Raw genomic sequence first — 19,878 nt, 5'->3', positions numbered from 1 at the left:
ATCTCGTCGACGTGGGCGGAGTGGGAGGCGTAGTCCACGGGGATGCGGCGTGCCCAGACTCCGGAGGCCTCGCACTGGGCGAGGAGCTCGTCCAGGGCCTCGGGCTGCCCGGCGACCACCGTCGAGGACGGGCCGTTGGCCGCCGCGACCGAGATGCGGCCGTCCCACGGGGCGAGCAGTTCCTCGGCCCGGGCCTCGGGGACCTTCAGGGAGACCATGCCGCCGCCGCCGGACAGGACGCGCAGGGCCTTGGACCGCAGGGCGACCACGCGGGCGCCGTCCTTCAGGGACAGGCCGCCCGCGACGACCGCGGCGGCGATCTCGCCCTGCGAGTGCCCGACCACGGCGACCGGGTTCACGCCACCGGCGCGCCACAGGGCGGCGAGGCCGACCATCATGGCCCAGGACGCGGGCTGGACCACGTCGACCCGGTCGAAGCCGGGGGCGCCGTCCTCGCCGCGCAGGACCGCGGTGAGCGACCAGTCCACGAACGGTGCGAGGGCGGTCTCGCACGCGTCGATCACGCGGGCGAACTCCGGAGAGGAGTCGAGGAGGGCGGTGGCCATGCCGACCCACTGCGAACCCTGCCCCGGGAACACGAACACGGCGCGGGAGGGGGACACGCCGTTCTCGCCGTCGACCTGCCGGGAGGCCAGGGCGTCCAGACCGGCCAGCAGCCCGTCGCGCCCGTCGGTGCCGGGGACCACGGCCCGCGCCTCGAAGGCGGAGCGTCCGGTGGCGAGGGAGAGCGCCACGTCGGCGGGGCTGAGCCCGGCCCGCTCCCGTACGTACGCGGCCAACCGCCCGGCCGTCTCGGCCAGGGCGTCCGCCGTGCGCGCCGAGACCACCCACGGCAGTCCCGAGCCGTCCGGAGAGCCGTCCGGCGCGGCGTCGTCGGCGGGCTGCTCGGTGGGGGCTTCCGCGAGGATGACGTGGGCGTTGGTGCCGCTGATGCCGAAGGAGGAGACACCGGCACGCCGGACCTTGCCCTCCTCGACGGGCCAGGGGTGCGGCTCGGTGAGCACCTCGACGCCGCCGTTGACCCAGTCGACCAGCTCGCTCGGCCTGCCGACGTTGAGGGAGGCGGGGAGTTCGGCGTTGCGCAGCGCCATGACCATCTTGATGACGCCGCCGACACCCGCGGCCGCCTGGGAGTGGCCGAGGTTGGACTTGAGGGAGCCCAGCATCAGGGGCCGGCCGTCGCGCTCGCTGCCGTAGGTCGCGAGGAGGGCCTGCGCCTCGATCGGGTCGCCGAGCACCGTGCCCGTACCGTGCGCCTCGACGGCGTCGACACCGGCGAAGGTGACACCGGCGTCCTGCACGGCAGCCCGGATCACCCGCTCCTGCGCCGGACCGCTCGGCGCGGTGAGGCCGTTGGAGGCGCCGTCCTGGTTCACGGCCGAACCGGCCACCACGGCAAGGACCTTGTGGCCCAGGCGCCGGGCGTCCGACAGCCGCTCCACGACCAGGACACCGACGCCCTCGGCCCAGGCCGTGCCGTCCGCGTCCGCCGAGAACGACTTGCACCGGCCGTCGGGGGCGAGCCCCTTCTGGCGCGAGAACTCGACGAAGATGCCCGGTGTCGACATGACCGTCACACCGCCGGCGAGCGCCAGCGAGCACTCGCCGGAGCGCAGGGCGTTGACCGCCAGGTGCAGCGCGACCAGCGACGACGAGCACGCGGTGTCCACCGTCAGGGCCGGGCCCTGCAGACCCAGGGTGTAGGCGACGCGGCCCGAGGCCACGCTCGACGTCGTTCCCGTCAGCCCGAATCCGGTGGCGGCCGCGCTCGCCTCGCCGAGCCGCGGCCCGTACTCCTGGGCGATGGCTCCGAGGAACACGCCCGTCGACGTGCCGTGCAGCGCACCGGGCGTGATGCCGGCCCGCTCCAGGGCCTCCCACGACACTTCGAGGAGCAGCCGCTGCTGCGGGTCCATCGACAGGGCCTCGCGCGGCGAGATCCCGAAGAAGGCGGGGTCGAACTCGGAGGCGCCGTGCAGGAAACCGCCGTTGCGTACGTACGACGTCCCGGAGTGGTCCGGGTCGGGGTGGTAGAGGCCGTCGAGGTCCCAGCCCCGGTCGGTCGGCAGGCCCGAGATGACGTCGCGCTGCTCGGCGACGACGCGCCACAGCGCCTCGGGCGAGTCCACGCCGCCCGGGAAGCGGCAGCCCATGCCGACGATCGCGATCGGGTCGCTGTTTCCCGCCTCCAGTTCACGGACCCGCTGACGGGACTGGTGGAGGTCGACGGTGAGGCGCTTGAGGTATTCGACGAGTTTGTCGTTGTCCGTTGTTGTCATGGTGTGGGTGCCCCCGTAGGCGTTGTGGAGCCGTGCGTGCGCGAATTTCGGGCATGGCTGACCGGGCGGCGTGCCCGGGGGCACGCCACGCGCGGCGAACAGGACGAGCGGGGTGAGGGTCCGGCGTCGCGGACGTGGGATCAGAGTTCGGAGTCGATGAACGCGAGGAGTTCGTCGACCGAGGCCGACTGGACCCGGGCGGACAGATCGAGATCGTCCTCGGCCGGGGCGCGCTGAGCCGGTACCCGGGCCGCGAGGGCCTGGAGCCGCTGGACGATCTCGGCGCGCACGTCGTCCTGGGTGTCGTCCGGCAGCCCGACGAGTGCCGCTTCCAGCCGGTCGAGTTCGACCAGGCCGGGCGCGGACGAGGAGTCGGCGGAGTCGGTGGCGGATTCCGCTTCGGCCGGGGCCAGTTCGCCGTGCAGATGGCCCACGACCGCGAGCGGGGTCGGACAGTTGAAGAGGAACGTGGCCGGCAGCCGCAGACCGGCGGCGGTCTGCAGCCGGTTGCGCAGTTCCACCAGGGTGAGCGAGTCGCAGCCCATGTCCTTGAAGGGCCGGTCGGCGGGGATCCCGGACGCGGAGGACCGGCCGAGTACGGCGGCGGTCTGCACCCGGACGAGATCGAGGAGCAGTTCCTCCCGCTCGGCCGTGCTCAGCGCGGCGAGCCGGTCGCGCAGGGTCTCGGTCGTCCGGGGCGCGGCCGCGGTCGTCGGCCCCTGGGCCGGCCGAGGGGCGGCCGGTGCCAGGTCCCGCAGGACGGCGGGCAGTTGGGCGCCGAGGGCGCCGAGCGCGGCACGGTCGATGGGGGCGGGCACCAGCGCGGGGGAGTCCACGCGCAGGGCCGCGTCGAGCAGGGCCAGGCCCTCCGCCCGGTCGATGGGCGCGAGGCCGGTGCGGGCGATGCGTACCCGGTCGGCTTCGGACAGGGTGCCCGCCATTCCGGCGGCCCCCGGCCGTCCCGCCGTGTCCGCCCACATGCCCCAGGCGAGGGAGACCGCGGGGAGCCCCTGCGCCCTGCGGTGCTGGGCCAGGGCGTCCAGGGAGGCGTTGGCCGCGGCGTAGTTGCCCTGGCCGGCGCCGCCGATGACGCCCATGACGGAGGAGAAGAGGACGAAGGCCGCGAGGTCCTGGTCGGTGGTCAGCTCGTGCAGGTGCCGGGCCGCGGTGGCCTTGGCGGCGAGCACGGTGTCGAGGCGCTCGGGAGTGAGCGCGGTGATCACGCCGTCGTCGAGCACTCCGGCCGCGTGGACGACGGCGGTGAGCCGAACGCCGGTCAGCAGCTTCGCGAGCGCGTCACGGTCGGCGGTGTCACAGGCCGCGAGGACCACCTCCGCACCCGACGCGCCGAGTTCGGCGGCGAGTTCCCGGGCGCCGGGCGCGTCGGCGCCACGACGGCTGACCAGCAGCAGGCGGCGAGCGCCGTGCTCGGTGACCAGGTGCCGGGCGACCAGTCCGCCGAGGGCGCCGGTGGCGCCGGTGACCAGGACCGTGCCCTCCGGGTCGAGGGCCGGGGGCAGGGTGAGGACGACCTTGCCGATGTGGCGCGCCTGGCTGACGTACCGGAAGGCCTCCGGTGCCCGGCGGACGTCCCAGGTGCTCACCGGCAGCGGGGTCAGAGCCCCCGAGGACAGCAGGCGCAGGACGGCCGTGAGCAGTTCGGCGATCCGCTCGGTCGGCTCCTGGAGCAGGTCGAAGAAGCGGTAGTCCACCTCGGGGTGGTCGGCCGCGACAAGGACCGGGTCGCGCAGGTCGGTCTTGCCCATCTCCACGAAGCGACCGCCGTGCGGTAGCAGCCTCAGGGACGCGTCCACGAAGTCGCCGGCGAGCGAGTTCAGTACGACGTCCATGCCGCGGCCCCCGGTGGCCGCGCCGAACGCCGCCTCGAAGTCCAGGGTGCGGGAGGACGCCAGGTGCGCGTCGTCCAGGCCCAGGTTCCGCAGGGCGTCCCACTTGCCGGGGCCCGCCGTGCCGTACACCTCCGCGCCCAGGTGCCGGGCGAGCTGGACGGCGGCCATGCCGACGCCGCCCGCCGCCGCGTGGATCAGGACCCGCTCGCCCTCGCTCAGGCCGGCGAGGTCGACCAGGGCGTGGTAGGCGGTCAGGAACACGATGGGCGCGGACGCCGCCTCGGCGAACGTCCAGTGGGCGGGCATGACGGCGACCCGCCGGTGGTCGGTGACGGCCGTCGGCCCGAACGCCCCGGAGAACAGGCCCATGACGCGGTCGCCGACGGCGAGGCCCGTGACGCCGGGCCCGACCTCGGTGACCACACCGGCGCCTTCGAGGCCGAGCGGACCGGGATCACCCGGGTAGAGCCCCAGTGTGCCGAGGACGTCACGGAAGTTGACGCCCGCGGCGCGCATCGCGATGCGGACCTCGCCCTCGCCCAGCGGGGCCAGGGCCTCGGGGAAGGGTTCGAGGGCCAGGTGGTCCAGGGTCCCGCGCTCGCGCACCACCATCCGCCACGCGGCCGTGCCGGCCGGGGGCACCAGGGCGCCACCGGTCGTAGCCGGGGCGAGCCGGGGCACGAGCAGGACGCCTTCGCGTACGGCGAGTTGCGGCTCGGATCCGATCAGCGGCAGCGCGGTACGGCAGTCCTCCGGGGTCTCCACGTCGAGGAGTCCGACCCGCCCGGGGTTCTCGGTCTGTGCCGAGCGCGCCAGACCCCATACGGCCGCGATGTCGGGGTCCGCGTCGGCGCCCGGCGCCGTGGCCACGGCCGCCCGGGTGACGAGCACCAGACGGGAGTCGGCGAACCGGTCGTCGGCCAGCCACGCCTGGAGCAGCGCGAGGGCGCGGTGCACGACGGGCCCGGTGGCGGACGTCGAACCGTCGGCGGGCTCTCCCAGGTCCGCGAGCGGAGCGAGGACCACCGCGGGGGCGAGCAGTCCCGCCTCGACGGCCTCGCCCAGGGCCGCGAGGTCGGCGTACCGAGGGCCGACGCCCAGGTCGGCGGAGCCGAGCGAGACGGCGCGCGGGGAGGACTCCCCGTCCGCCGTGACCGGCTTCCAGTCCAGGCGATGGAGGGACCGGGGGACGGCCGCCTCCTCGCTGACCGGGCGCAGGACGAGTTCCTCGACCTCGGCGACGACCGCGTGGGACTCGTCGAGCAGGGTCAGCGACACCGCGTCCGGCCCGGTGGCGGTGATCAGTGCCCGTACGGAACGGGCACCCGGCTGGTGGACGGTCACGCCGCGCCAGGAGAAGGGCAGCAGTCGGCGGCCGCCGTCCTCGAGCGCGGTGATGACGATCGGGTGCAGGGCAGCGTCGAGCAGCGCCGGGTGCAGCCCGTACGAGGCGGCGTCGGTGACGTAGGGCGGCAGGGCGACCTCGGCGAGCAGGTCGCTGCCGTGCCGCCACGCTGCGCGCAGGCCCTGGAAGACCGGGCCGTAGGCGTAGCCCGAGGCCGCCAGTTCCTCGTAGCAGCCGTCGACGGGCAGGGCTTCGCCCTCGCCGGCGGGCCGGGCCGCGGCGGGCACGGCGGCTCCGTCGTGCGGGGCGAGCGCGCCGGTGGCGTGCAGGGTCCACGGCTCGACCGCGCCGTCCGGCGTCTCGGCGCGGGCGTGCACGGTCAGGGCGCGCAGACCGTCCTCGCCCGGCGCGGCCACGACGACCTGCACCTCGGTGCGCCCGTCCTCGGGGATCACCAGAGGGGCGACGAGGGTGAGTTCGGCGACCCGCGGCGTCCCGGTCTGCGCGCCCGCGCGGGCGGCGAGTTCGAGGAAGGCGGTGCCGGGCAGCAGGACCGAGCCGAGGACGGCGTGGTCGGCGAGCCAGGGGTGGGTGCGGCGGCCGAGCCGGGCGGTCAGGACGGCCTGCCCGGATTCGGCGAGCTCGACGGCGGGGCCGAGCAGCGGGTGCCCGGCGGGCCCCTGGGCGCCCTGCGCGGTCAGCCAGTAGCGCTCGCGCTGGAAGGCGTACGTGGGCAGGGCGGGCGTCCGCCCCGCGCCGAACACGGCCAGCCAGTCGGGGCTGCGGCCCCGGACGTGCAGGGAGCCGAGCGCGGAGGCCAGGGTGCGGCGCTCGGACCGGCCGCGGCGCAGCACCGGGACGAAGGCGAGGGCGTCGTCGTCCAGACAGTCCTGGCCCAGTGCCGAGAGGACACCGTCCGGGCCGAGTTCGAGGAAGGTCCGCATGCCGAGCCCGTGCAGTGCGGCGAGGCCGTCGGACATCCGGACCTCCCGGCGCACCTGCCGCACCCAGTAGTCGGCGGTGACCTCGACGGGCTCACCGGTGACGGTGGACACCATCGGGACGCGCGGCTCCGCGTAGCCGACCTGCGCGGTGACGGCGGCGAACGCGTCGAGCATCCCGTCCATGCGGTGGGAGTGGAAGGCGTGGCTGACGACGAGCCGGCGCGTCTTGCGGCCGAGGGCGGCGAACGTGGCGGCGACCTCCTCGACGGCCTCGACGTCGCCGGAGACGACGACGGCCAGGGGGCCGTTGACGGCGGCGATGCTCACCTCGTGTTCGCGGCCCGCGATCAGCGCGGTGACCTCGTCCTGCGAGGCCTGGACGGCCGTCATCGCCCCGCCGGACGGCAGCGCCTGCATGAGCCGGCCGCGCGCGGCGACCAGGGTGCAGGCGTCGGACAGCGTGAGGATCCCGGCGACGTGCGCGGCGGCGAACTCGCCGATGGAGTGGCCGAGTACGGCGTCGGGCGCGAGGCCCCGGTGCTCCAGGAGCCGGTACAGCGCGACCTGCAGGGCGAAGAGGGCACACTGCGTGTTCTCGGTCCGGTCGAGCGCCTCGGCGTCGTGGAACATCACCTCGCGCACCGGCGGAGTCCCGGGCACGGAGGCGCGGCAGGCGTCGAGTTCGGCGCAGACCGCGTCGAGGGCGGCGGCGAAGACCGGCTCGGCCTCGTACAGCTCGCGTCCCATGCCGACGCGCTGGCTGCCCTGTCCGGTGAAGAGGTAGGCGAGGCCGTCGTCGGCACGTGCCGTGCCGAGGGCCAGGGCGGAGTGCGGCTCACCGCGGCCGAGCGCGGTCAGGGCCGCGACGGCCTCCGTACGGTCCTCGGCGGCGACGGCCGCGCGGTGGTCGAGAGCGGTACGGGTGGTGGCGAGGGCGCGCCCGAGGCCGGTGGTGGACCCCTCGTCGAGGGTGTGCAGCGCGTCGACGAGCGCGGTGGCCTGGGCGCGCAGCGCCGGTTCGGTCCGCCCGGACAGCACCCACAGCGGGTGGGTGCCGTCGTCCCCGGCGCCCGACGCCGGCGTGTGGTTCCCGGCGGGGGCCTCGGCGAGGACCACGTGGGCGTTGGTGCCGCTGATGCCGTAGGAGGAGACGCCGGCGCGCCGGGTCCTGCCGTCGGTGGCGGGCCAGGGGCGGGGCTCGGTGAGGAGGTCGACGCCGCCGCTCTCCCAGTCGACGAGCTTGCTCGGCGTTCCGACGTTGAGGGTGGCGGGGAGTTCGCCGTGGCGCAGGGCCATGACCATCTTGATGATGCCGCCGACACCGGCGGCGGCCTGCGCGTGGCCGAGGTTGGACTTGAGCGAGCCGAGCATGAGCGGCACGCCGTCGCGCTCGCTGCCGTAGGTGGCGAGGAGGGCCTGGGCCTCGATGGGGTCGCCGAGGACGGTGCCCGTGCCGTGGGCCTCGACCGCGTCGACATCGGCGAAGGTGACACCGGCGTCCTGCACGGCGGCCCGGATGACGCGCTCCTGCGCGGGGCCGCTGGGGGCGGTGAGGCCGTTGGAGGCGCCGTCCTGGTTGACGGCGGTGCCCGCCACCACGGCGAGGACGGTGTGGCCGAGGCGCCGGGCGTCCGAGAGCCGCTCCACGACCAGGACACCGACGCCCTCGGCCCACGCGGTGCCGTCGGCGTCCGCGGAGAAGGACTTGCACCGGCCGTCGGCCGCGAGGCCCCGCTGCCGCGAGAACTCCACGAAGATGCCGGGCGTCGACATGACCGTCACACCGCCGGCGAGGGCGAGCGAGCACTCGCCCGACCGGATGGCGCGCACCGCGAGGTGCAGGGCGACCAGCGACGACGAGCACGCGGTGTCGACCGTCAGGGCCGGGCCCTGCAGACCGAGCGTGTAGGCGACGCGGCCCGAGGTGACGCTCGGCGTGGTCCCCGTCAGACCGAACCCGGCGGCACCCGCACCCGCCTCGCCGAGCCGCGGACCGTACTCCTGGGCCATCACACCGGCGAACACGCCCGTCGGGGTGCCGCGCAGGGAGTCCGGGGCGATTCCGGCCCGCTCCAGGGCCTCCCAGCACACCTCCAGGTACGCGCGCTGCTGCGGGTCCATCGCGAGCGCCTCACGCGGCGAGATCCCGAACAGTTCGGCGTCGAACTCCGCGGCGCCTTCGAGGAATCCGCCGTTGCGGACGTACGTGGTGCCCACGTGGGCGGGGTCCGGGTGGTAGAGGCCGTCGAGGTCCCAGCCGCGGTCGGCGGGGAAACCCGAGATGACGTCGCGCTGCTCGGCGACGACCCGCCAGAGCGCCTCGGGGGAGTCCACCCCGCCCGGGAACCGGCAGCCGATGCCGACGATCACGACGGGATCGTCCTCGTCGGTACGGGCCTCGGGCCCCGTGACGGCCTCGTGCGGCGCGTCGGCGAGCAGCGCGGCCAGCCGGGCGGGGCTGGGGTGGTCGTACACGACGGTCGTGGGGAGCTTGCGCCCGGTGGCGTTGACGAGCCGGTTGCGCAGCTCGACGACCATCGCCGAGTCGATGCCCAGCTCCTTGAAGGTCCGCCGGGGCTCGACCTCGGCGACGGAGTCGTACCCGAGGACGGCGGCGGTGTGCGCGCGAACGAGCTCCAGGGCGGCCGGGCCGGTCAGGGAGACCTTCGGCTCGGTCTCGGGGGCCTCGGCGGTGTCCTCGTGGAGCGGCGCGGTCCGCCCCGTCGGCGTGGCGGCGGGCGTCAGGGGCCGGGCGGCGTGGGGCCGTCCGGAGATCCAGTGGCGGCGGCGCTGGAAGGCGTACGTCGGCAGCTCGGCGCGGCCGGTGCCGGCGGGCAGGACGGTGGACCAGTCGACCTCCGCGCCGTGGCAGAACGCCTCGCCGAACGCGAGCAGCAGGCGTCGGCGTCCGCCCTCGCCGCGGCGCAGGGTGCCGAGCGCGGCGACCGGCAGCTCGGCGGCCTCCGCGGTCTGCTGGACGGCGAGCGCCAGGACCGGGTGCGGGCTCATCTCGATGAACAGCTCGTGTCCCGCGTCGAGCAGTGCCCGCACGGCGGGCTCGAAGCCGACGGGCTCGCGCAGGTTGCGGTACCAGTAGCCGACGTCCAGCTCGGAGCCGTCGAGGACCGTGCAGGTCACGGTGGAGTGCAGCGGTACGGTCCCGGCGCGCGGTGCGATGCCGGCGAGTTCGGCGGGCAGCGTGTCGCGTACGGCGTCGACGTGCGGGCCGTGCGAGGCGTAGGCGACCGGGACGCGCCGGGTGCGCACGTCCTCGCCGTAGTGCGCGGCCAGGGCGTCCAGGGCGTCCCCGTCGCCGGCCACCACGGTCATGGCCGGCGAGTTGACGGCGGCCACGCTCAGGCGCGGGAATCCGGCCAGGTCCTCGCGGACCCGGTCTGCGGGCAGCGACACCGTCATCATGCCGCCGCCGCGCCCGGCGAGCGCGCCGAGAGCGGTGCTGCGTACGGCGATGAGCCGGGCGGCGTCGTCGAGGGATAAGGCGCCGCTGACGGTGGCGGCGGCGATCTCGCCCTGGGAGTGGCCGACGACCGCTGCCGGTTCGACGCCGGCCGCCCGCCACAGGGCGGCGAGTCCGACCATCACGGCCCACAGGGCGGGCTGCACGACGTCGTCGCGGTCCAGACCGGGCGCCTCGGGTCGCCCACGCAGCACATCGGTCAGCGACCAGTCGCGGTACGGGCGGAGCGCGCGCTCGCAGTCCTCGACGACCCGGGCGAACACGGGGGAGCTGTCGAGGAGTTCGGCGGCCATGCCGGCCCACTGGGAGCCCTGTCCCGGGAAGACGAACACGGCCTCGCGGACGGCCCGGTGGCTGCTGCCCTCGACCGCCGCCGGGGTGACCCGGGCGTCGGCGACCGCGTCCAGGGCGTTGAGGAGCTCGTCGCGGCCGGTGCCGGTCAGGACGGCGCGGTGGGTGAAGGCGGTGCGGTCGTGGGCGAGGGCGCGGGCGACCTCGGCGACGTCGGACTCCGGGTGGGCGGCGAGGTGTTCGCGGAGGCGGGCGGCCTGGGCCCGGAGCGCCTTGTCGCCGCGTCCGGACAGCACCCATGCGAGGGGATCGGCCGGGGCGGAATCGGCCGGGGCGGAGTGGTGGGCCGGGTCCGGTTCGTTCCCGGCGGTCGGGGCGGTCGGGGCGGTCGGGGCGGTCGGGGCGGTCGGGGCGGTCGGGGCGGTTTCGCCTCGCCATTCGCCGAGGACCAGATGGCAGTTCGTACCGCCCATTCCGACCGATGTCACACCCGCGAAGAGCGGACCCTCGGGATTCGGCCACGGCCCGGTTCCGGTGGCGGCGGCGAGCCGTAGATCCTCGAACGGGATCTGCGGATTCGGGGTTTGATAGTTGAGCGTTGGAACGATTTCCCGCTCTTTGATGCAGAGAATCGTCTTGACGAGCCCCGCTATGCCCGCGGCCCCTTCGAGGTGGCCGATGTTCGTCTTGACCGAGCCGAGACGGAGCGGATTATCAGGGGTGCGGGAGGAGGAGAATACGGCGCCCAGAGCAGAGGCTTCGATGGGATCGCCGACCCGGGTGCCCGACCCGTGTATTTCTATGTACTGCGCATGTCCAAGAGGTATACCGGAGTTTTCCCAGGCGTTACGTATGACGTGTTCCTGAGCTTTTCCGTCAGGCGTGGGAAGCGTCTCGCTCGCCCCGTCGTTGCCGACGGCTCCACCGTGCAGCAGACAGTGGATGCGGTCCCCGTCGGCGATGGCCCGACTGAGGAGTTTCAGCGCGACCACGCCGCCGCCCTCACCTCGCACGTACCCGTTCGCCCGGGCGTCCAACGAGTAACATCGCCCGTCGGGCGAGAGGCTGCCGAAGGCCGCGAGGGCCTCGGTGCTCTCCGGCGCGAGGTTGAGGTTGACGCCGCCGGCGAGCGCCGTCACGGACTCGCCGCGACGCAGGCTCTCGCAGGCCAGATGCACCGCGACCAGCGAAGACGACTGCGCGCTGTCGACCACCATGCTGGGGCCCTGGAGCCCGAGGGCGTAGGAGACCCGGTTCGCGATGATGCCCCGGTGCAGGCCCGTCACCGTGTGCGCGGAGGTGGCCTCGGGGCCGGCCGCGTGGGTGAGGGCCGTGTAGTCGTCGGCGATCGCGCCGACGAAGACGCCGGTGGCGGTGCCGGCGAGGGTGGCCGGGACGATGCCGGCGTCCTCGAGCGCCTCCCAGGCGAGCTCGAGCGCGAGCCGCTGCTGCGGGTCCATCGCGGCGGCTTCGCGCGGGGATATCCCGAAGAACTCGGCATCGAAGGTGTCGACACGGGGCAGAAAACCACCGGGGCGCGGCGAACCGTCCTCCCGGACGCCGAGGTGCGCACGATCCGCGGGCGGCTCCGCAATGGCGTCGCGGCCGTTCCTCAGGAGATCCCAGAATTCGGCAGGACTCGCACCCCCGGGAAAACGGCAGGAAAGACCGACGACAGCGACTGTACGGTCATCTGCCGCCCCAATCTGGGCATGGCGGATCATAGTGTTCTGCTCCCCCCGTGAAGCACGATCAATGGCGATGCCGACTCGGCGGCCCTGCCAGTCTCAAACTCGTTTTGGACCCTAGCACCGAGGCGGCGCTCCGTAAACCAATGGCCAGGGCGGCGAGTTGGTATGCAAAACGAATGTGACGGAAAGTCCGGGGGGTTCTTGCGCAGGCTCGACGAGACAGCCGTCTCACGCCGGTAAAAGGGCGCAGCCGAAACCTCCCGACCCGGTGACCCCACCTTCCCGGACGCTTTGCGGGAGGGTGGAAGTCAGGCCGGGGCGGGAGGTCGGGAGCCCGGGGAACTCAGCCGTGCTTCGCCGCCGGGTGCGCCTTGGTGAGGGTGCAGACGCCGTCCACGCACTGGCGCTCCAGACGACCCCGGGAGATGGTCTGCGCCAGGCCGACCATCCAGCAGGTGGGGCAGCCCTTGAAGGCGACCAGCGACAGCGGGGCCGCGAGGAGGACGGCCGGGCCGGCCACCGGCAGCAGGGCGAGGGAGCCGATGATCAGCCCGAAGCCGATCACGCCGCGCGCCAGGTGGCGCGGGACGGACTTGCTCGCGAAGTTCGGCGCCGCGGGCGGTGCGGACGGCGTCGCGACCTGGTTCGCGGACGGTGCGATCACCGGTGCCTGCACGCCCTCGGGGGGCTTCACGATGTTCAGAGTGGTCATGGTCATGGTCGTGAATCTCCTTCGACTGGTCGGTCGATGGCCTGATCTGGTGCCTGGTCGGTCGCTTCCAGCGCGTGACGCAGCGTCGCGCGCGCCCTGTGCAGCCGCGACTTCATCGCCGCGGTGCTCAGGCCCAGCGTGTGAGCGACGGTCTTGCCGGGCAGGCCCTGGACGTCCCGCATGATCAGGACCTGCCGCTGGTCACGGGGAAGGGCGCTGACCGCGGCCGCGATCCGCTCCACCTCCAACCGGTACAGCACCGCCTCCTCGGCGGACGGTTCCGCACTTCCCTCCGGTTCGGCCGGTACTTCGTCACGTCGTGCGACGAGCAGCCGTACCTGCCGGAGACACTCGTTGCGCACGATCCGGAACATCCAGGAGGCGAGCGCGCCGGTGGCCCGCAAGGTGCCGATCTTCCGGTACAGGATGATCAGAGCCTCTTGTGCCGCGTCCTCCGCGTCCTGCGGCGAGGCGCACAGCGATATGGCGAACTTGCGCACATGGGGCTGCGATTCCATGACGACGGTGGTGAGCGACGTGACGTCGCCGTCCTGAGCGGCCTTGATCAGCCGCTCGTCGGGCCAGGGGAAGCGTTGATTCATGCGCTACTCATACCGGAAGGCGCCCCGCGCGCAGGCGCTGGTCAGCTTCGGCTCTTGTTGAAGCGCCGCATCAGGTGCCAGCTGCACGCACCCACGAGCACCACGCCGACCACGATGAGTGCAGTGACCATAATTGCTGTTTCCTCCCGATTCGGTCCGGTCCGTTCGACCGGTACACACATAAGAGACGGGGAGGTCCCGAGAGGATTCGCGTCTCGCCGAAGTTTTTTTTCGAACCGGTCCGAGGCGGCCCGGGGGGACCGGCCGGACCGGTCCACGGGCAGGGGATCGGACCTACCGGCGGGCTGCCCACGCCCGTAGCGTCGCCGTGTGACCAAGATGCTCAACTCCCAAGCGGAGGGCGCCGGTTCGCGGCCGCCCCTGGTGACGCGGCCCCTGCTGCTGCGCTTCGTCTCGATCATCGGTGCCTCGACGAGCTTCTATCTGCTCCTGTCGGTCGTCCCCCTCTACGCCGAGGAGGCCGGCGGGGGCCACGGCGATGCCGCCGGGCTCACCACGGGCGCCCTGATGCTCGCCACGGTCGGTGGCGAGCTGGCCACCCCCCGGCTCGTCGCCCGCTTCGGCTACCGCCTCGTGCTGGGGGCGGGACTCGTCCTCCTCGGCGCGCCGGCGTTCGCGCTCTCCGCCTCCGGGAGCCCGGCGTGGATCACGGCGGTCTGTGTCCTGCGCGGTATCGGATTCGCCTTCACCGTCGTCGCGGGCGGCGCCCTGACGGCCGCGCTCGTCCCGGCCGCGCGCCGGGGGGAGGGGCTGGCGCTCGTCGGCATCGTGTCCGGTGTCCCGTCCCTGGTGGCACTGCCGCTGGGCGTGTGGCTGGCGGCGCACGTGGGGTACGGGCCGGTCTTCGCCGCCGGAGCCGTGGCCGCGCTGGCCGCCGTCGTCTCGGTGCCGGGACTGCCGGACCGCGATCCGACCTCGGAGCGGGTGCTCGGGGTGACGGCGGGGATACGGACGGCCGCGCTGTCCCGGCCCGCTCTGGTCTTCGCGGCGACCGCCCTCGCCGCCGGAATCCTGGTCACCTTCCTCCCGCTGGCCGTCCCCTCGGCCTCCGCGGGTGTCGTCGCCACGGCCCTGTTCGCCCAGTCCGCCGCGGCGACCGCGGCCCGCTGGGTGGCCGGCCGGCACGGCGACCGGCACGGCCCCGCCGTACTCGTCGTGCCCGGTCTCGCCCTGGCGGCCGGGGGAACGCTGCTCACCGCCCTGACCCACAGCCCGGTCGCCGTCGTCATCGGCGTCACGCTGTTCGGGATCGGCTTCGGCATCACCCAGAACGCCACCCTGACGCTGATGTACGCGCGGGTCCCCGCCTCCGGCTACGGAACCGTGAGCGCCCTGTGGAACTTCGCCTTCGACGCGGGCATGGGCCTCGGGGCCGTCGGCTTCGGGTTCCTCGCGGCCCGGACCGGCTACCCGTCGGCCTTCGCCCTCACCGCCGCCCTGATGCTCACGGCCCTCGTCCCGGCCTGGCGCGACCGCCGGACGGAGGCGTCCCCCGGACCCTCGGACCGCCCTTAGGGGGTGTCTTCCGGATCAGGCCGGATCACATGTGCGGCTGGCCGTAGTACCGGGCGAACTCCTCCAGATAACTGGGCTCGCCGTACTTCGCCTCGTCGAAGTCGGGGGCGTCCTTGATCTGGTCCTTCGTGCGGTCGACGTAGACCTTCTCCTCGGCGGTGTCGATCAGCTCGATGGTCCCGGCCGGGAGGAGCACCCGCCTGCCGAAGATCCACGTTCCGACGTCGACGAGCAGATGCGACGAGTCGACCTCCTCGGTGTGCTTGTCGATCTTCCCGATGGGGCCGTCCGTGGCCTCGACCTTGTAGCCGACGAGATCGACGCCCTGTCGGTACCCGGCGCCCGGGCGGTAGTTCCAGATGTCGAACTCACTCATGGCGACCCCTCTCCGTCTCCATGGTCTCGTGGGCCGCCGACGCACGCACGTCGTCGTGGCGCGTCGCGACAACTCCCTTGGGTGCGAGGGTGATTGACGAAAGGTCTGGACCAACTTACGGTCTGCTGGAGCGCGCGCCACGCCCAGGACCATCCCCCCACGTCCCCAGGGAGCACGCATGCCAGGCCCTCGGATCACCCGTGTCCTCGGAGCGGGGCTCGCCGCCCTGCTCGCCGCCGCCGTCCTCGCGGCCCCCGCCGCCGCCGAGGACGCGAAGCCCGCGCGGTCCCCGTCCTCCGCCGCCGCGGACACCTGCGCCCTCAAGCCGAAGCCCGCCGGGAAGGTGCTCCAGGGGTACTGGGAGAACTGGGACGGCTCGGCGAACGGCGTCCATCCGCCCTTCGGCTGGGCGCCCATCGACGACCCGCGCTTCGCGGCGCACGGCTACAACGTGATCAACGCGGCGTTCCCCGTGATCCGTTCCGACGGGACGGTGCTGTGGGAGGACGGCATGGACAGCACCGTCCGCGTCGCCACCCCGGCGGAGATGTGCCGGGCCAAGGCCGCCGGGGCGACGATCCTGCTGTCGATCGGGGGCGCCGCCGCCGGGATCGACCTGAGCTCCCGCGCCGTCGCCGACCGGTTCGTCGAGACCGTCGTGCCGATCCTGAAGGCGTACAACTTCGACGGGATCGACATCGACATCGAGACCGGCCTCGTCGGCAGCGGCAGCATCGGTACCCTCTCCACCTCGCAGGCCAACCTCGTGCGCATCATCGACGGGGTCCTCGCCCGCATGCCCGCCGGCTTCGGCCTGACGATGGCGCCGGAGACCGCCTACGTCATCGGCGGCAGCGTGGCGTACGGGTCGATCTGGGGCGCGTACCTGCCGATCGTCAAGAAGTACGCGGACAACGGGCGCCTGTGGTGGCTGAACATGCAGTACTACAACGGCAGCATGTACGGATGCTCCGGCGACTCCTACTCCGCCGGCACCGTCGCCGGGTTCGTCGCCCAGACCGACTGCCTGAACCGGGGGCTCGTGATCCAGGGCACCACCGTCAAGGTCCCGTACGACAAGCAGGTCCCCGGTCTCCCGGCGCAGCCGGGCGCAGGCGGCGGGTACATGGCGCCGTCGTCGGTGGCCCAGGCCTGGAGCCACTACGGCGGCGCGCTCAAGGGCCTGATGACCTGGTCGGCCAACTGGGACGGCTCGAAGGGGTGGACCTTCGGCGACAACGTCAAGGCGCTCCAAGGGCGATGACCCGCTCCGACCCCTCGCCTGTTACCCGCCGGTAGGCAATGATGGTGGGCGACCATCCACACGGCCGGGGGCTGAGGCAACGGTGACGACGTACGACGAGAAGACCAGGGTGCACGCCTTCCGGGACGACGCCCTGGGGGAGCACGACGCCGTCGGGCTCGCCGCGGCCGTCCGCCGCGGCGAGGTCGGCGCCGCCGAGGCCGCACGGGACGCGGCCGAGCGGGTGCGGGCCGTCGAGGAACGGCTCCACGCCGTCCAGGTGCAGGCCGACCCTCCGGTGCCCGGCACCGGCGGCCCCTTCGCCGGGGTCCCGACCTTCGTCAAGGACAACACCGATCACCAGGGGCTGCCCACGGGCCACGGCAGCGCGGCCTTCACGCCGCGGGCCGCGCGGCGGCACGCGCCGTTCACGCGGCAGTTCCTGAGCACCGGCGTCACCGTCCTCGGCAAGACCCGGCTGCCCGAGTTCGGCTTCAGCCCGACCACGGAGTACGAGGACGCCGAACCCGTCCGCAATCCCTGGAACACCGGCCACTCCGCCGGCGGCTCCTCGGGCGGCAGCGCGGCGCTCGTCGCCGCCGGCGCGGTCCCGATCGCCCACGCCAACGACGGCGGCGGATCCATCCGGATCCCCGCCGCCTGCTGCGGGCTCGTCGGCCTCAAGCCGACCCGGGGCCGGGTCGTGCCGAACGACCAGAGCCGCCGGCTGCCCCTCGACCTCGTCGCCGACGGGATCGTGAGCCGTTCCGTACGGGACAGCGCCGCCTTCCTCGCCGCCGCCGAGAACCACTGGCGCAACCCGAAGCTGCCGCCCGTGGGCCTGGTCGAAGGGCCCTCCGGACGACGCCTGCGCATCGGATTCCTCCTCGACTCGCCGAACGGCGTCGCCTCCGACGCCGCCACCCGGGAGGCCGTCACCGAGACGGCGACCAGGCTCGAAGGGCTCGGCCACACCGTGGAACCGGTCGAGATGGCCGTCGACCCCCGCTTCACCGAGGACTTCCTCACCTACTGGGGGATGCTGTCGTTCCTCCTGGGCGCCACCGGCCGGACCCTCGGACCGGACTTCGACCGGCACCGCATGGACGCCCTCAGCCGCGGGCTGCGCGCGACGTACCTGGAGAACTGGCGGCGCACGCCGGGCGTGCTGCGGAGGCTGAAGCGGACGAAGGTGGCGTACGCGGCGGCCTTCCGCGGACTCGACCTCCTCCTCACCCCGGTCCTCGCCCATCCGGCGCCGCCGATCGGCCACCTCGCCCCGACGGTCCCCTACGACACGCTGATCGAGCGGATCCTCCAGTACGTCGCGTTCACCCCCGTCGACAACGTCGTCGGCACCCCGTCGATCTCGCTGCCCAGCGCCCGGGCGACCGACGACGGACTGCCCGTCGGCGTCATGTTCTCCGGCCGCCCCGGAAGCGAACGGACCCTCCTGGACGTGGCGTTCACCCTGGAGGCGGACCGGCCGTTCCGGCGGATCCAGGACGCGTGACCGTGCGGTGAGGCACCGGCGGGTTGGGGCAACAGGTCGAATTACGGGCCGCCGGCCGAGGCGTCGCACGGGCCGGCGGCAGGGCGTCCTCTAGCCTCGGCCGGAACCACCGACCCGTCACGGAAGGGGAGGCTCGTGCCCTCTCGGCTCAACCCGTACATCACCTTCGACGGCGACGCCCGCCAGGCCATGGAGTTCTACGAGGAGGTCTTCGGCGGCACCCTCGCGCTCAACACCTACGGCGCGTTCGGCGACAAGGCCGCCGACAACGCCGACAAGATCATGCACGCCATGCTGGAGACCGACAGCGGCTTCACCCTCATGGCCGGGGACGTCCCCCCGGGCATGCCGCACCGGCCCGGCACCAACATCGCCGTGAGCGTGAGCGGCGAGGACGACGGCGAGCTCCGCGGCTACTGGGAGCAGCTCTCCGGCAGCGGCACCGTCTCCGTCCCGCTGGAGAAGCAGATGTGGGGCGACGTCTTCGGCATGTGCACGGACCGCTTCGGCATCACCTGGATGGTCAACATCACCAGCCCGGAGAACGCCTCCTGACCGGCTGACCGGCCACCCGTTCGGCGAGGCGCGCCATGGCCCGCTCCAGTTCACGGCGCGTCCCGAACGGCACCAGCGCGGCACGCCCCGGGACCCGGACGCCGCCGGTGAGCGCCACCCGGGTCCGGCCGCCCTCGTCGACCGCCGCCATCCCGATGACCAGGAACCGGCTCTGCAGCCAGCACCAGCCCGGCCGCAGCACCCCGTGGAACCGGGCCCGCAGGCCGTAGCGGCTGCGGGCGAGGGCCTCGACCCGGTCGCCGTCCCGGCGCAGCACCCGCACCGACCGCATGTCGGGCTGGAACTCCCCGAAGCCGCCCTCCAGATCGCCCATGACCGCCCACACCACGTCGAGCGGCGCGGGCAGCACCTCCTCCACGATCCGCGCGCCCCGCACGCCGGCGCCCATCACGCGCAGTCGCCGCACGTCGTCGATCATCGCCTCTTCGCCGTTCACGCGGACCACGCCCTTCGGAAGCTCTGCCGTGCCCGGTGCAACCGGGACTTCGCCGTGCCCGCCGGCACCCCGAGGAGGGCCGCCGCGGCCTCCTCGTCCATCCCCTCGACGTCCCGCAGCACCAGCACCGCCCGGTGCGCCGGCGACAGCCGGGCCAGGACGTCGCCGATGTCGGCGGCCAGCTGCGGATCGCCCCGCTCCGGTACGTCGGGGAGCTCGGCCGGCCGCGCCCGCGCCGCCCGCCTGGCGACCCGCACCGCCTCCCGTACGGAGATCGCCCGCACCCACCCGTACAGCGCCTCGGGCTCCCGCAGCGAACGCAGCGAGGTGAAGACGGCGACCAGGGCCTCCTGGGTGGCGTCCGGCCCGTCGTCGAGGGCGATGGGCCCGCAGATCCGGGAGATGTACGGGGTGAGGTGGTCGAGGAGGTCGTGCAGGGCCAGGGTGTCGCCCCGCCGGGCGGCCCGGACGAGCGTGACACCCCGGTCGACGGGGCCGGCGGACTCAGCGGGCGGCACGCAGGGCCGTCCAGCCGAAGACCAGGCTCAGCGGGGTGTAGAGCAGCGCGTTCAGCCAGGGGAAGGCCGCCCCGGAACCGTCCCGGCCCACCACGATCCACACCACGCCGGCCACCCCGCGCAGCAGCATCCCGCCGGCCACGGCGTACGTGACGAGGCGGGGGATCCGGCGACCGTGGACCCCGTGCGCATGGGCGGCCACGGCGACCGCCGCACCCCCCTCGACCACCGCGAGCGGCAGCACCACCGCCGGACCGAAGGACACGACGCTGCCGAGGACGGCGAGCGAGAGCCCCCGCTCGTCGGCGGCCGGCCAGGTCAGGCCGGTCGCCCAGTAGACGTGCGCGAGCGCGAGAACGGCGAGCAGTGCGGCGACGGCAAGCCCGCCGCGGGCCGCGCGAGGCCGTTCGATGTCGATGACCGCCATGGGGTCCCCTCCGTATCGGGGTCGAGGTCGAGACCGGATC

Annotated in this window: 12 protein-coding genes; 4 read left to right on the top strand and 8 right to left on the bottom strand. The window is 73.8% G+C overall.

Annotated elements, in window-relative coordinates:
• The 4 genes from ACF07V_RS19505 to ACF07V_RS19490 form a co-directional block, all read right to left on the bottom strand.
• A partial coding sequence (locus ACF07V_RS19505) for a type I polyketide synthase (RefSeq protein WP_392155618.1) occupies positions 1-2,300 on the bottom strand: 2,300 nt, incomplete at its 3' end.
• Between the two features lie 140 nt (positions 2,301-2,440).
• Entirely contained in the window at positions 2,441-11,932 is a 9,492-nt protein-coding gene (locus ACF07V_RS19500; protein ID WP_392155616.1) for a type I polyketide synthase, read from the bottom strand.
• Between the two features lie 310 nt (positions 11,933-12,242).
• Positions 12,243-12,611 carry a hypothetical protein gene (locus tag ACF07V_RS19495; RefSeq protein WP_392155668.1) on the bottom strand — a complete coding sequence of 123 codons (369 nt, stop codon included), beginning with the start codon at positions 12,609-12,611 and terminating at the stop codon, positions 12,243-12,245.
• 2 nt (positions 12,612-12,613) lie between these two features.
• Entirely contained in the window at positions 12,614-13,213 is a 600-nt protein-coding gene (locus tag ACF07V_RS19490) for an RNA polymerase sigma factor (protein WP_392155615.1), read from the bottom strand.
• A 339-nt stretch (positions 13,214-13,552) separates the two neighbouring features.
• Between ACF07V_RS19490 and ACF07V_RS19485 the strand changes: the two genes are divergently transcribed.
• Complete coding sequence (locus ACF07V_RS19485; RefSeq protein ID WP_392155666.1) at positions 13,553-14,749, top strand: MFS transporter; 1,197 nt, start codon at positions 13,553-13,555, stop codon at positions 14,747-14,749.
• 25 nt (positions 14,750-14,774) lie between these two features.
• Here ACF07V_RS19485 and ACF07V_RS19480 read toward each other — a convergent pair whose 3' ends face one another.
• Positions 14,775-15,125, bottom strand: a complete 351-nt coding sequence (locus tag ACF07V_RS19480; protein ID WP_392155613.1) for a PRC-barrel domain containing protein — start codon at positions 15,123-15,125, stop codon at positions 14,775-14,777.
• A 178-nt stretch (positions 15,126-15,303) separates the two neighbouring features.
• On the opposite strand from ACF07V_RS19480, the gene ACF07V_RS19475 reads away from it, so the two are divergent.
• The 3 genes from ACF07V_RS19475 to ACF07V_RS19465 all read left to right on the top strand — a co-directional run bounded on the left by ACF07V_RS19475 (position 15,304) and on the right by ACF07V_RS19465 (position 18,436).
• Positions 15,304-16,389 (top strand): chitinase, encoded by a 1,086-nt coding sequence (locus ACF07V_RS19475; protein ID WP_392155612.1) that lies wholly within the window; start codon positions 15,304-15,306, stop codon positions 16,387-16,389.
• 82 nt (positions 16,390-16,471) lie between these two features.
• Positions 16,472-17,881, top strand: a complete 1,410-nt coding sequence (locus ACF07V_RS19470; protein ID WP_392155611.1) for an amidase — start codon at positions 16,472-16,474, stop codon at positions 17,879-17,881.
• A gap of 135 nt (positions 17,882-18,016) precedes the next feature.
• Positions 18,017-18,436, top strand: a complete 420-nt coding sequence (locus ACF07V_RS19465) for a VOC family protein (RefSeq protein WP_392155610.1) — start codon at positions 18,017-18,019, stop codon at positions 18,434-18,436.
• Here ACF07V_RS19465 and ACF07V_RS19460 read toward each other — a convergent pair.
• The 3 genes from ACF07V_RS19460 to ACF07V_RS19450 are packed head-to-tail and all read right to left on the bottom strand — an operon-like array spanning position 18,411 to position 19,838.
• Complete coding sequence (locus ACF07V_RS19460) at positions 18,411-18,893, bottom strand: hypothetical protein (RefSeq protein ID WP_392155608.1); 483 nt, start codon at positions 18,891-18,893, stop codon at positions 18,411-18,413. The genes ACF07V_RS19465 and ACF07V_RS19460 overlap by 26 nt on opposite strands.
• Complete coding sequence (locus tag ACF07V_RS19455) at positions 18,890-19,411, bottom strand: RNA polymerase sigma factor (RefSeq protein ID WP_392155606.1); 522 nt, start codon at positions 19,409-19,411, stop codon at positions 18,890-18,892. Before ACF07V_RS19455 ends, ACF07V_RS19460 begins: the two co-directional genes overlap by 4 nt.
• The gene (locus ACF07V_RS19450) at positions 19,398-19,838 is read right to left on the bottom strand and encodes a DUF3995 domain-containing protein (protein ID WP_392155604.1); all 441 of its coding nucleotides are present in this window, start codon (positions 19,836-19,838) and stop codon (positions 19,398-19,400) included. The genes ACF07V_RS19455 and ACF07V_RS19450 overlap by 14 nt, the downstream gene beginning before the upstream one ends.
• Between the last annotated feature and the right edge of the window lie 40 nt (positions 19,839-19,878).

The sequence above is a fragment of the Streptomyces sp. NPDC015661 genome (assembly GCF_043077765.1).
Classification (GTDB): Bacteria; Actinomycetota; Actinomycetes; order Streptomycetales; family Streptomycetaceae; genus Streptomyces.
The sequence above is the reverse complement of the archived record's forward strand: the minus strand, read 5'-3'. Positions and strand labels throughout refer to the sequence as shown.